This window comes from Gardnerella sp. DNF00753, from assembly GCF_049244275.1.
Lineage (GTDB): Bacteria > Actinomycetota > Actinomycetes > Actinomycetales > Bifidobacteriaceae > Bifidobacterium > Bifidobacterium greenwoodii.
On record NZ_CP058393.1, the window covers coordinates 1240837 to 1253730 of the forward strand.

The window sequence follows — 12894 nt, forward strand, 5'->3', positions numbered from 1 at the left end:
TCTATACACAAAGCTTAATTGCCATAAACAGATGGCTTTAATACTGCAATACTATTGAGATTGCGGTAACGTTCGTCATAGTCCATGCCAAAGCCGACGACGAAAGCATCCGGAATTTCAAATCCCGTGTAGTCGATTTTAACGTCAACTTCGCGGCGAGCTGGTTTGCTTAGCAGCGCAAAAACTTTAACGCTGTTAGCTCCGCGACCCTTCAACTCGTTTACCAACCAATCAAGAGTTCGACCGGAATCAACAATATCTTCAACAATAAGAATATCTTTGCCGCGAACATCCGTACTTAAATCTTCACGAACCTTAATCTGCCCGCTAGTTTGAGTACCACTGCCGTAGCTTAACAAACTCATAAAGTCCATTGGCGCATTAACGCTCAGCTCTTGAGAAAAAACAGCAAGCGTATTAACAGCGCCTTTAAGCACTGCTACGAGCAAAATATTACGATTTTTGTAATCTTCGCTCACTTGCTTTGCAACCTCACGAATACGCTTCATAAGGTCTTCGTGGCTGATTAATTCATAGTCAATGTCATCTCGTATATCTGCAACTTGCATGTTCACTATCTTGGCATAAACGAATGACGATATTACGAGCGTGCCGCAACGCTTCATAATGATTCGGTAACGAAATAGGCTTTTGTCCGTGCCAATTTACACTAAGTTCGTCGATTGCTTTTATGTGACTTGAAGAAAAACGCAGTAAAAGCGCTGTTAAAGCTCTTGCTATAACACGACGGCGAATTGAAGGATGATATTGTGCTAATTTTTTTGCGTCCAAAACTATTTCTTGAGATTTTTCGTTAGCTTGCAAAATAGTTTCATAAGCTTCGTCGACTTTAGAATTTATGTAGTCAAGATCATCTTGAGCAAAATCAGCGCCTCGGGAAAGTATAGTCACCATATCTGCTTGTAAAAAGCGAGAAATATAAGGCATAAGAGTGTGTCTAATCCTAGAGCGCAAAGGGTAATTTTCGCAAAGTTCAAGATTTTGTGCAGACGTGTCTCCATTAGTAGGATCATCCCACCAAGAAATTCCCAAATCTTCGCAAATTCCAGTAGTTTGATTGCGAGTAAGCTCAATAAGCGGACGCGCAAAACGCACGTTTTGGCGCAAAGTTACAGCTTTCATACCAGCGACTGCTTCTAATCCTGCAGAATCTTTTAATCCAATAAGCACTGTTTCTGCTTGATCGTTAGCAGTGTGAGCTAGTAGAACTACGGCAGCTTTCTGAATTTTTGCGACTTCAATAATAGCTTCGTAGCGAGCAAACCTTGCTGCAGATTCTTCACCTTCGCCAGAATCTTTTACTTGAACAGACTTAATAAAAACGTATTTTTCGTTTATTCCAGCCTGAATACAGCGTTTAGCAGCTTCGCCGGCAACTTGTGTTGAATTAGGCTGAATATGGTGGTCAACAATTACTACGCCACAACGAAGCCCTCGAGACGCGCAAACAATAGAACTAAGCGCTGTAAGAGCAAGCGAATCTCTGCCTCCGGAGCAAGCGACAAGAACTAAAGGAGCATCGAGTGCAGTCTCATGCGTGCCGTGCTCATTAAAACACGAATCTTGGCTTTGAAGCGAAAGCTTGTCGAAGCAACGATTTATTGCGCCGATTCCTGCGCGCATACAAGACGAGTAAACCATATCGTCTAGTGTAGCGCGATTAGTAGCAGAAAATAACCAAGCAAAATATTAAATATTAGAGGTTTGGAAGCTGAGCCATGAACTTGTTAATCGCAACAAAAGCTCCCCAAAAATCGTAGGGTTGATTTGCAACAACAGCGAAAGTTAAAACGCCACCGCTTTTTCGAGATACGTTTCCAGACATGGAACTTACTTCGCTTAAGGAACCGGTTTTTACGCGCAAAAGTCCTGCAGCGGACTCATCCGCCAAACGCTTTCGAGAAGTGCCAACTAAGCCCGGCAAGGACAATCCTTCAGAAGAAGCAGCTCCCCCAGAATCTGCATTAATATTTAGCACCTGAACTTTTGCCAAAGTTGTAACAAGAACATGAGATTTTGGAGATAATCCCGAACAATCAGACATATTCAATCCGCGCGTGCTGATTTTAAGCTTACGCAAGCCTTCTTCTACCGCTTGAACCGCACCTTTCGGAGAATTGCTTTTATGAGCCGCAATAGCAGTTAAACGGCCAAATTCTTCCGCCAACGTGTTATCTGAAAGCCGAAGCATATAAGACATAACTTCATTAAGAGGCGCTGAAGAAACTTGCGCAAGAAGACGCGAATTTTCGGATATTAGCGGGCGTGTTTCACTTACTTCAATTTCAGGATTTTGAGAATCTTCCGACTTATTTTCATCTTCGGAATTTTTGCTACTATCCAAGGAGTTTTCAGTAGAATTTTCCGCTTTTTTATCTGTTTTATCGGAATAATTTCGTACTTCAATTCCTTGCTTAATAAGCAACCTTGTAAAAACTTGGCCTACGCTTAAAGCAGGATGAGGATCCGAAAGCGGAAAATCTGTTATTGCATCGGCATCAATACCAAGAATTTGAAGATCGCGCTGACGCGCATCGTCAATAGCCATAGACGAAGTTTCGGCATAAAAACGGCGCTCAGTATCCGTTTCGTAAACGAGAGCAGGAGCGCGCTTCGCACCAAAAAGCGAATCATCAAGCGAAAGGGAAACTTCGTGAATATTATCGAGCTTTAAGGCGGCTGCAGTTCTTTTAGCTAAAGTTGTTAAACCAGCCCTACCGTTTACATGAGACCAGTCGTTTTCACCAACCCCAAGAAGCATATCACCATTGCCGCGAAGCACAATTTTACGTAAGTTTGAGCCTGACTTTGAGACTGACTTTGAGCCGGAAGATTGCTCAGAATCTTTAACTGATTTAGGCAGCAAAAATACTTGAGTATCAAGAGTTGAACCCATATCCAAAGTTCTTGAAGCAACGGCTGCAGTTAGGGTTTTAAGAGTTGACGCAGGTTCTCGAGGAGTATTCGCTTCGTGAGAAGCAATCACGCTTCCATTAGCATCCATGATTACTACAGAAGTATTATCACTTATTGAAGGATCAGCAATTAAAGCGTCAATAAGCTTCTGAGATTGCTCGCGATTAATAGGCTTTCCGTAAGTTGCACCTTTTGCTAAAGAAGGAACACTAAGCAAAGCGCGCGGAGAAGACACAACAGTTGATTTGTGTTGCAAGCGCAAAGTTAACGGACCTGGCAAAATATCGCATACGTCAAGCGAAACATAAGTAACCATAATCACAAGGCTAAGTATTGCAGACAAACTTGCAATAAGAAAACGCCAACGAGATGGATACTGGCTTCTTAAAACCATAGCAGCATATTTGCTTGGTTTTTTAGAATCGATTTGTTCTAAAGAATCGCTCGATTTTGGTGCACTCGCATTAAGAGTATTTAAGGCATCGTTTGAGCCTTTACTACTTTCCATGCGAGCACACCTTTAAATCGATTGCAAATACCGCGCTTAACTATACATTGCGCTTGCAACAAAGCGTGCGTAAATTACGCAGTAATCGAAGCGAATCTGCGCAAGTTTTCTACAATGCGAATTATGCGCTTATCCATTACTTTGCCACCAAGAATCACGCCAACAACTAGAACAACCAAGCCGTTTACTACAAACAAAATGCTTGCAATCCACAGCAGTTGCGGCGCAAGAATCATAAACGCAATCGCAGCCGCAACCGAAGGAATCATGCATACTGCAGCAAGAAGCGTAAAACCTATTGGAGCAACGGATCTAGCGCCTGCAGAACCTTGCGGCCTAGAAAATGGCTTTTCGATTGACGCTACAGGGTACATTGCAATGCACGAAGAAACTGAGCCAATACCTATGGAAGCAAAAGCTACTCCGATTGGCGAAAGAGTCTGGAAGATAACCGCATTTACACTTTGTTGAATATTTGCTACAAGGAAAAGGAAAACGTAAAATCCTAATCCAAGAAGAGCAAAATACACAACGCAAATCACGGACCAAACTATTGTATGCGCTAATCGATCGTGCACGCCTTTTACGCCAATAATAGCGTGCATAGTAAAAGCTGTGCCGTCGTAAGCAATATTGTTTCCAACAACCATGCCAATCATCAAAGCAGCATACGTAAGCCAGCCAGATACGCCTAAACCATCTGCCAAACTCTCAAAGCCTATGCCACCAGCAACACTCGCAGTTGGAATTACCAGCATAAAAAGAGGCATAAGAAGCAAAAATAGCTGGCGCATATCTCTTCTCATAACGCTAATAATTCGCGCAATAATCGCACCGACTGTGTTATCTGGAACTGCTGCAAATAAGCCAATTCCCTTAGTTTTAACAACTGTTTTTTGCTCACCACGAAGCAACTTCGGCTCTAATTTTGCACAAAATACAGAGATTGCAAAGCAAACAGCAATGGTTACAACGCAAATAAGGAAGCGAGTAGCAAGGGCAAGCCAATTTCCATTAATAGCATCGAGCGGCAAAGCCATAGCTGCACTTAATGGCGTAAAAGCAGATACAGAGCACAAACTTGAGCTGATCAAAATTTTATTTTGTGAACTACCATGCCCGTTCATTGATGCAACAAAAATCATGTACGCTATAAAAATAGCAAAGTAAAAAATGTTTCTTGAATGCTTGTTTATTAAAATAGTGTCTAAAAGTTCAATAAGCATTTTGCTTAAAGACACGATTGTTGCAACGTAAAGCGGAGCCGCGATTACGCTTACTAAAACTGGCACAATTCCAAAGCTTCTGTACGCTAAAGACCACAAAACAAGCGCGATTGTGCTGCTTATAGAAAGCGCTCCAAAAAGAGAGCCAAGAAGCATACCTGCTTGCTGCTTTACGTAAGGAATACCGTAAAGCGCAAAACTACGCGACTTTAGTGTTGTGTCACTTCCAAACATAAACAGGTTTATAAAAAGCGTAAAAATTGACACAATAGACGCAACCATTATTGGAAGAGCTTGGAATTCCTGCCAATTTTTAGTATCTGGAAGCATGCCTGGATCAAGATACTTTCCTGCTTCCCAGCCTGCAAAGCCAAGAGCGCATATAAGCGCAAGTCCAAAAACAATTGCTATACCAAAGCCGATTTTTTGCCAAATCGACTTTCGCATAACAGAAAAAGTAAGCGCCCAGCGAAGGCGAACCATTGTAAAAATCATAGACATGATTACTTACCGCCTTTCGCTCACGCGTTGTAATTACTTGCGATTGGTGTTGCGCTATTGCCGCCGTTAAGCCAGTCAATGCGCGCAGCAGCGTGACGTCCGCCAACAAGCTCCATAAAGCGATCTTCAAGATTCTTGCCTTGAGCCACCTCTTCAAGAGTTCCAGCAGCTGCAACATGACCTTCGTTAATAATCGCCACGTGCGAGCACATTTTTTCAACCAATTCCATAACGTGCGAAGAAATAATCACCGTTCCGCCAGTAGAAACATATTCGGCGAGAATATCCTTCAAATTCGCGCTAGAAACAGGATCCACTGCCTCAAAAGGCTCATCGAGCACAAGCACACGAGGGCTATGAATCATAGCTGTTGCAAGGCAAATCTTCTTAGTCATACCAGTTGAATAGTCAGAAACCATAGTGTTTGCAGCTTCTGTTAAGTCGAAAGCAGAAAGCAAGTCGTTTGCACGCTTTACGGATTCTGCGCGACTCATATCGCGAAGCATGCCAGCGTAAGTTAAAAGCTGAAGGCCGGTAATCGTCTTAAAAATCTCGTCTGCTTGAGGCATTAAACCGATTGCGCGCTTAGCGCTATTTACATCACTCCAAACATCGTTGCCAAAAATCGAAGCCGAGCCAGCATCTGGCATAAGCAAGCCTGTAAGCATTTTAATCGTAGTGGTTTTGCCAGCACCATTAGGGCCTACTAATCCGTAGAAGGATCCTGCTGGAATGCTCAACGAAAGATTATCTACAGCAACTTTTTTGCCAAAAGTCTTAACAAATCCGCGAATAGAAACTGCTTGAACTTCTTCGCTGTCAGCGGCGTAAGTGTTTGCGCCAAAAACTGGAATGCTACCAGCAGAAGCACTTTCTGAAGCACTGCCAGCAGGATTTGCATAAGGAACAGAATCTACCATAGAAACCTCGCAAGATACAGATAAACGCACGCATTGCGCCACATTAATTGCGCAATCGCACGTTTACACCAGGACTTCTATTATCTCACACTCGCAATTTTTGCGCAATCGCGCCACAGCAAGCAAGAAACTCGCGCCACACTAGAGAATTTGATTCTTTCGCTCAGTGACCGGTGTGCTGAATCGGCTTCCACTCACTCTTGGAGAAAATAGCTTGGAACGCAATAGGCACGTACGAAAGCATAAAAATCGGGAAGCTAAGAGCGTACGCAAATAGCTCCTTATTCGTGGCCCCAAGCTTATCGTGCTCAACTAAAATCGTGAGCGACACGAACACCATCATTCCAAAAACGCTTGTAACAGTAGTGGTTATGAGGTTTAACGAAGACTCTATTTGACTCGTCCACGTTACGAATCCGAATGCGGCGAACACGAATCCCAAAATTAATCGCACAATCGCCAACACCATAAACGGGCAAAGCATAAGAGTAAAGTCCACGGACGAAAAATCACGCTCACGAATACCGTGGCGAATAAGAGCTGCTCCATAGTAGCGGAAGACTTGCAAAAAGCCTTTACTCCAGCGAAGGCGCTGTCTCCAACTTTGCCTAAACGACACTGGCTGCTCGTCGTAAAGCACAGCAGAACCGCAGTAGCCAACCTTGTCTCCGTGAAGAATTGAATCCATTGTAAACTCAAGATCTTCGGTAAGAAGATGGAATTTCCATCCGCGATTTCTGTGCATAATTTCACGCGAGAACATGAAGCCTGTGCCACCTGCGTGACAGCTTGACCCAAAAAGCATGCGCGAATTGTTAGTAAAGCGCGACTCTCGAATAAACCAAAGCGCAGATCCGGAAGAAACCCAATTGTCGGAAAGATTTACGGAATTTCGGTAGCTGGTTAAAATCTGGTAGCCAGCGTGGAATCCCTTATTCATCTCCTCAAAATAGTGAGGATCTAGCTTATTGTCCGCGTCAAAAACAAAATACGCGTCATAAACCTTATCCGCACCAATTTTCATAATGTGGTCAAGCAAATAGCTGAGCGCAAAACCCTTGCCAATATGCTCTTTATCGAAGCGCTCGATTACATTGCAGCCGGCATCTCGCCCAACTTTAGCGGTTTCGTCTGTGCAATTGTCGGCCACAAGCCAAATATCAATTAGATTATGCGGGTAGGTTTGCGTTTGAATACAGTGAATAAGATTTCCTATTACAGCTTCCTCATTTCGGGCAGAAATAAGAACTGCGTAATGCTTATCCATTGGAGCGTCTGGAAAAACAATAGGCTTAGCAAATAGCGACGCCACAGCGCACACACCCTGGTAAACAACGCTGCTTATGCCGATAATTATTACTAATACGTCAAATATTGATAGAAAAATCATTGCTTCCAACCGCTCCGTGGATTATTTTTTACGTTATTTTTTACGTTTTTAGTATTTTTTTCGCTACTAGCACGCTGCTGACCACTAGCTCGCTGCTGGCTACCAGCTCGTTTCTTGTGATTCACGCGCTTCCTACTATTCAAAGCAACATCTTTATTTACTTGATCTAATATTTCGCGCGAAATCGGCATCGTTTCTAACGCATCAAGCTGATCCGAATCAGAAGAAGTTGCGTTATCGTCATTCGCATCTTCCGAATCAGCAACATACGCTTGCTTGTACCAGTACAAAATATCTTCATTCATAGAAACGCGCGAACTTGTGCCCTTCATAACACGCTGAACACTATCGCTTACAGGCTTCATGAAGTTGCGTCTAATAGATTCAAAGCACTTTACCATAATCGACTTATGCTCAGGCTTTGGATCGTCCATAAGAGGCGAAGAAACCAAATGATACTGCTTCGTGCAAACCTTAAAAATCGCCTGCAAACTTGCAGTAACCGGCAAAGCCAAGAACGCTCCAAGAGCACCAAAAACAGCGCCCAATATAAGAACAGAAAGAAACGCAACAGCAGGATTCAAATCCATAGTCTTTTCGGAAATCTTAGGAGAAATCACCATATTTTCAATCTGCTGATAAATCGTAATAAAAATTAACGTTGCAAGAGCTGCACCAAAACCTTTAGAACCCCAAGCAAAAAGAATCGGCAAAGCACCACCAAGATAAGTACCAACAGTTGGTACAAATTGCGAAACAATTCCGCAGAACAAAGACAAAGGCAGCCAGTAAGGAACGCCCATTATTACGAGGAAAATTGCGGTTCCAGCTGCGTTGATTGCGGCTAAAATAATTCGCGAAAACAGGAAGCTGGAAATCTGCTCCTGCACAACCGACCAAATAAATAGGAATCTGCGCTGAGACTGAGGATTCATCCAGCGGCACATGCTTCTGCGCATTTTAGGGCCGGCTGCAGAAATGTAATAAGTCACCATAAGAATTGTGAGCAAATCAAGCAAGAAGGTAAGCACACCCCAAGTGGTATTCAAAGCTTGACCAGCAAAATCAACAACCCAAGAAGTCTGCACATGCTTCAAAATTTCCATACCAAGCTGCTCAATATTCGGCATTCTAAAACCAGTGGAATGAAGCACAAATCCAGCAAACTGATTGTATAAATCTGGCAAACCCAAAGCCATAGAAACAGCCTGCTGAGCAAACAAATTACCAAACAAGCCCAAAAGTAAGCCAATAATAGCAAGAAGACCTGTTAGCGTAAAACCGGAAGCAACACCACGACGCCAACCATGCCTAACTAATTTGATTACAAGAGGCTCCATTGCGAGCGCTATAAAAATCGAAATAATAACGTCGAAAACAATGAAGGAAATGCTTCCCCATGCAAACCATAAGAAAATAGACACAAAAGCAACAATTGCAACGTAAATAAGCGCGCGGCCAAGCCAGTCCGGCGGACGCCTATCGTCACCTTTTGCAGGGAAAAGCGAAGCTAAATCTAACTTATTCCCGCCATGCTCACTTGGATTATGCATTGCATGCTCACGCGGCGACTGCGACTGCGATTGCGACTGCGATTGCGGCTCTTGATACGTCATACGCACTATTGTACTTGTGCGAACTGATGAACAGTATTTACGGCATGTAACGGCGCGTACATAAAAACAACAGCATGTAACACAAACGTAACGAGATAGTCGAGTCGCTGAAATCCAAAAATAAATCTAAAGTTCTAAACTCGTTAATGAGTTTTAAGAAAGGAATGTGTTTCCATGACCACTTTGCAAACGAAAGAAGATGCAGCAGCCCTTATTGAAAAGGAAGGCATCGAGTATGTTTCTGTGCGATTTACTGATTTGATTGGCGTGCAGCAGCATTTTACAGTTCCAGCCGACGAGTTCTTGCACAGCGCATTTACTGACGGAATGGCTTTCGACGGCTCCTCAATGCAGGGCTTCCAAGCTATTAACGAATCCGATATGAAGCTTATTCCGGATGTTGATACTGCCTACATTGATCCATTCCGCAAGCATAAGACTTTGAACGTTGCTTTTTCGATTGTCGATCCTGTAACAGACGAGCCTTATTCTAGGGATCCTCGTCAGGTTGCTATTAAAGCTGAAGCTTATTTGAAGGCTACCGGAATTGCAGATACCGCAAGCTTTGCACCGGAAGCAGAGTTCTTTATTTTCGACAAGGTTCGTTTTGCAAACGACATGCAGCGTTCCTTCTACGAGGTGGATTCTAACGAAGCTCCTTGGAATTCGGGAATTGATACCGAAGACGATGGCAGCAACAACATTGGTTTTAAGAATCGCGTAAAGCACGGCTACTTCCCCGTGCCACCAGTAGATCACAATCAGGATTTGCGCGATGACATGGTTTATAACTTGCAAAAGGTCGGTTTGATTCTTGAGCGCTCTCACCACGAAGTTGGCGGTGCAGGTCAGCAGGAAATCAACTACCGTTACAATACGCTTGTTCACGCTGGCGACGATTTGATGAAGTACAAGTACGTTGTTCACGAAACTGCTGCTTTGGCTGGTAAGGCTGCAACCTTTATGCCTAAGCCAATTGCTGGAGATAACGGCACTGGTATGCACTGCCATCAGTCGCTTTGGAAGGATGGCAAGCCATTGTTCTATGCAGAAACCGGCTACGCTCAGCTTTCTGATATTGCACGCTGGTACATTGGCGGCTTGATTAAGCACGCTTCTTCTGTGCTTGCTTTTACGAATCCTTCGCTTAACTCTTATCATCGTCTTGTTCCAGGCTACGAAGCTCCAGTCAACTTGGTTTACTCTGCTCGTAACCGTTCTGCAGCTATTCGTATTCCTCTTGCTGGAGATGCTCCTGCTGCTAAGCGAATTGAGTTCCGTGCTCCGGATCCTTCTTGCAACCCATTCTTGGCATTCTCCGCTCAGCTGATGGCAGGCTTGGATGGCATTATGAACCACATTGAGCCTCCTGCCCCTGTTGATAAGGATTTGTACGAGCTTCCTCCAGAAGAGCACGACGGAATTAAGCAGGTTCCTTCTTCGCTTGGTGAAGCTTTGCAGGCTTTGGAAGAAGATCACGACTTCCTTATGCAAGGCGATGTGTTTACTAGCGATTTGATTGATACTTGGCTTGATTTGAAGCATGGTGAAATGGATATGGCTCGCTTGGCTCCAACGCCTTTGGAGTATGAGCTTTACTTCCACATCTGATTTGCAGTTAAGTTAAGATAAGCTAAGTTAATCTAAGCTAACGAAAAGCCGACCCTACGATTTCGCGGGGTCGGCTTTTTTGCGCGACGCCTGCTTTGGCGATCAAGCAGATTGCTGCGTCAGCTTCTTATTTTCTAGCACGTATTTCACATCAGCTTCAGACGCAACTTTCGAATCGTGCGTAACAACAATCACACATTTGCCATGCTTACTAGCAAGATTCTTTAATATTGAAATAACTTCTTTAGTTGTTGCAGGGTCAAGGCTGCCCGTAGGCTCATCCGCCAAAATTACCGGCGCAGAAGATACCAAAGCTCGCCCAATTGCAACGCGCTGCTGCTGACCGCCGGAAAGTTGCGTAATATTGCGATTTATTTCTTCCTCAGTCAACCCAAGATCTACTAGTACTTGAGCATCCGCACGCGAATTTACTAATCGCAAATTTTCTAATGGTGTCAAATAATCAATAAGATTAAAATTTTGAAAAACAAGCGAGATATGCTTTTTGCGATGCTCACAATACCCTGTCTTTGCAATATTTTCACCGTTAAAAAGCACTTCTCCACTATACGGAGTATCTAATCCAGCTAAAAGCGAAAGAATAGTAGACTTTCCAGCTCCAGAAGCTCCCATAATGCTGTACATTTTGCCAGTTTCGAACTCCGCATTAACGTCATTTAATACAGCAATATTTGCAGGTCCGTAAGTGTACTTCACATTTTTTAATTGCAATAAATCCGACATAATAAGCTCCTTATTCTTACATTATTTAAATATGATTTATACGATTTGTTTCATTTATGCGATTGCGCTTTTAGTAGAAAATTCGCATACGCAACTACATTTCTGCTAACTCATAGCACTTAGTATTTGCCGAGGCTTCTTTATAAACATAGGTATTACAGAAATAATTAACGCCACTATTGAAATAAACAAACCAATAACAAAAGCAGTAAATGTTTGAGTCAATGGCAATACTGGAACACCATCCGCAATAAATGACGAATTTACACTATGCAAAATCGCAGAACCAATAACGCCAGAAAAAGCAGCACCCAATCCCAGAGAAATAACAAATGACACAATATTGAGTATCACTATTTCAACAAGCAATTGGCTAACTATTACTGCTTTCGACAATCCAATAGACATAAGTACGCCAATCTCGTGCATACGCGCTCTAACCCAGAACACTAGTACAAGCCCAAGTACTAAAATTCCAACAAAACTTAGCGCAACAAAAATCATTCGCACAAGTTGTTGCACAGAATTAACTGAAGTTATTACACCAGATAATTGCGAAGCATTCTGCTCTACATCCGCCCACTCGCCAGAAATACTTTTAGCATCGCGTATTGCGCTAGCTAACGAATCAGAACGCTCAACAGCACAGCGCAAAACACTTCGCTTAGCAGAGCCAGCCAAAGACAACGCCGAACTTAAGTCAGTAAATATGCGATTTTCTGAAGTATCCGAAGGAAGAGCTCCCTTAGTTTGTAACTTACCGGCAAAAATGCCAACAACACGAACTTTTACATTAAACCCCTGCTTAAGAGTTATAGTAGAGCCAATCTTAAGATTATTCTTCTTAGCAAAATCGCGATGCACTATTGCACTACCCGCAGAACGATTAGTAATATGCTCACCCTTCACTAAACGGTACAATCCTTCTTGAAAACCTTGAGATAATCGAGAATCTGTTGTACCAGTAATTCCGGCAGCATGAGCCAAAACATCATCGTCTAATCTTGGACCTTGCAAAGGAAGCACAATTTGCTTCCCAACAGGCGTAGCTAAAACATCGCGCTCTTCCACTACAGTTTTTACGCCCGGAATCGCAGCAAATTTACGAATTTGGCTAGAGGCAATTCCTTCATTTGCACCCAAATCTTGCGGAATTGGAGAATTAGACGTAGCAGCAGAATTAGAATTTGCATTACTTTTCTCTGGAAGAGTTTCACCTCGAGTTTTTGCTCGTACAGTAAAGCCTAAAGCAATACTGGATTGAAGACGATTTCTGGCATCATCAACAGAAGCACTAATACCAGCTTGTGAAACTAGCGCGCTTAAAACAAGAGTCATAATCAGCACAATTATTGCGTTGCGCCGAGGCTTGCGAGATATTGCAAGCCATGCTCTAGAGCATAGAGAAATTACATCAACACTCATAATCACTCCAAATAAA

Annotated in this window: 10 protein-coding genes; 1 reads left to right on the forward strand and 9 read right to left on the reverse strand. The window is 43.1% G+C overall.

The features are described from left to right. Positions 1 to 14: 14 nt before the first annotated feature. From hpt to HXT33_RS05120, 7 genes are all read right to left on the reverse strand, one after another. A complete protein-coding gene (gene hpt, locus HXT33_RS05090; RefSeq protein WP_421786830.1) occupies positions 15 to 569 on the reverse strand; it encodes a hypoxanthine phosphoribosyltransferase in 555 nt (184 codons plus the stop codon). Continuing rightward, the gene (tilS, locus tag HXT33_RS05095) at positions 544 to 1662 is read right to left on the reverse strand and encodes a tRNA lysidine(34) synthetase TilS (RefSeq protein WP_421786832.1); all 1119 of its coding nucleotides are present in this window, start codon (positions 1660 to 1662) and stop codon (positions 544 to 546) included. The genes hpt and tilS overlap by 26 nt, the downstream gene beginning before the upstream one ends. Positions 1663 to 1717: 55 nt before the next feature. Further along, positions 1718 to 3445 carry a D-alanyl-D-alanine carboxypeptidase/D-alanyl-D-alanine-endopeptidase gene (locus tag HXT33_RS05100; RefSeq protein WP_421786834.1) on the reverse strand — a complete coding sequence of 576 codons (1728 nt, stop codon included), beginning with the start codon at positions 3443 to 3445 and terminating at the stop codon, positions 1718 to 1720. A 74-nt stretch (positions 3446 to 3519) separates the two neighbouring features. Next, the gene (locus HXT33_RS05105) at positions 3520 to 5172 is read right to left on the reverse strand and encodes a hypothetical protein (protein ID WP_004136775.1); all 1653 of its coding nucleotides are present in this window, start codon (positions 5170 to 5172) and stop codon (positions 3520 to 3522) included. Positions 5173 to 5192: 20 nt separating this feature from the next. Continuing rightward, the gene (locus tag HXT33_RS05110; RefSeq protein WP_119520942.1) at positions 5193 to 6092 is read right to left on the reverse strand and encodes an ABC transporter ATP-binding protein; all 900 of its coding nucleotides are present in this window, start codon (positions 6090 to 6092) and stop codon (positions 5193 to 5195) included. A gap of 163 nt (positions 6093 to 6255) precedes the next feature. Beyond that, positions 6256 to 7482: a glycosyltransferase family 2 protein gene (locus HXT33_RS05115; RefSeq protein ID WP_116794233.1), complete on the reverse strand. Its 1227-nt coding sequence runs from the start codon at positions 7480 to 7482 to the stop codon at positions 6256 to 6258. Continuing rightward, complete coding sequence (locus HXT33_RS05120) at positions 7479 to 9035, reverse strand: AI-2E family transporter (protein ID WP_375169552.1); 1557 nt, start codon at positions 9033 to 9035, stop codon at positions 7479 to 7481. The genes HXT33_RS05115 and HXT33_RS05120 overlap by 4 nt, the downstream gene beginning before the upstream one ends. 237 nt (positions 9036 to 9272) lie before the next feature. On the opposite strand from HXT33_RS05120, the gene glnA reads away from it, so the two are divergent. Next, positions 9273 to 10709 carry a type I glutamate--ammonia ligase gene (gene glnA, locus HXT33_RS05125; RefSeq protein ID WP_004127691.1) on the forward strand — a complete coding sequence of 479 codons (1437 nt, stop codon included), beginning with the start codon at positions 9273 to 9275 and terminating at the stop codon, positions 10707 to 10709. Positions 10710 to 10811: 102 nt separating this feature from the next. Here the strand turns inward: glnA and HXT33_RS05130 are convergent, their stop codons facing one another. After that, positions 10812 to 11453 (reverse strand): ABC transporter ATP-binding protein, encoded by a 642-nt coding sequence (locus tag HXT33_RS05130; RefSeq protein ID WP_421786836.1) that lies wholly within the window; start codon positions 11451 to 11453, stop codon positions 10812 to 10814. 105 nt (positions 11454 to 11558) lie between these two features. Then, positions 11559 to 12878: an ABC transporter permease gene (locus HXT33_RS05135; RefSeq protein ID WP_421786838.1), complete on the reverse strand. Its 1320-nt coding sequence runs from the start codon at positions 12876 to 12878 to the stop codon at positions 11559 to 11561. Between the last annotated feature and the right edge of the window lie 16 nt (positions 12879 to 12894).

Coding starts and splice junctions, on each gene's coding strand:
- HXT33_RS05115 (WP_116794233.1), bottom strand. CDS start 7,482: ATGATTTTTCTATCAATATTTGACGTATTAGTAATAATTATCGGCATA.
- HXT33_RS05110 (WP_119520942.1), bottom strand. CDS start 6,092: ATGGTAGATTCTGTTCCTTATGCAAATCCTGCTGGCAGTGCTTCAGAA.
- hpt (WP_421786830.1), bottom strand. CDS start 569: ATGCAAGTTGCAGATATACGAGATGACATTGACTATGAATTAATCAGC.
- glnA (WP_004127691.1), top strand. CDS start 9,273: ATGACCACTTTGCAAACGAAAGAAGATGCAGCAGCCCTTATTGAAAAG.
- HXT33_RS05135 (WP_421786838.1), bottom strand. CDS start 12,878: ATGAGTGTTGATGTAATTTCTCTATGCTCTAGAGCATGGCTTGCAATA.
- HXT33_RS05100 (WP_421786834.1), bottom strand. CDS start 3,445: ATGGAAAGTAGTAAAGGCTCAAACGATGCCTTAAATACTCTTAATGCG.
- HXT33_RS05105 (WP_004136775.1), bottom strand. CDS start 5,172: ATGTCTATGATTTTTACAATGGTTCGCCTTCGCTGGGCGCTTACTTTT.
- HXT33_RS05130 (WP_421786836.1), bottom strand. CDS start 11,453: ATGTCGGATTTATTGCAATTAAAAAATGTGAAGTACACTTACGGACCT.
- HXT33_RS05120 (WP_375169552.1), bottom strand. CDS start 9,035: ATGCATAATCCAAGTGAGCATGGCGGGAATAAGTTAGATTTAGCTTCG.
- tilS (WP_421786832.1), bottom strand. CDS start 1,662: ATGGTTTACTCGTCTTGTATGCGCGCAGGAATCGGCGCAATAAATCGT.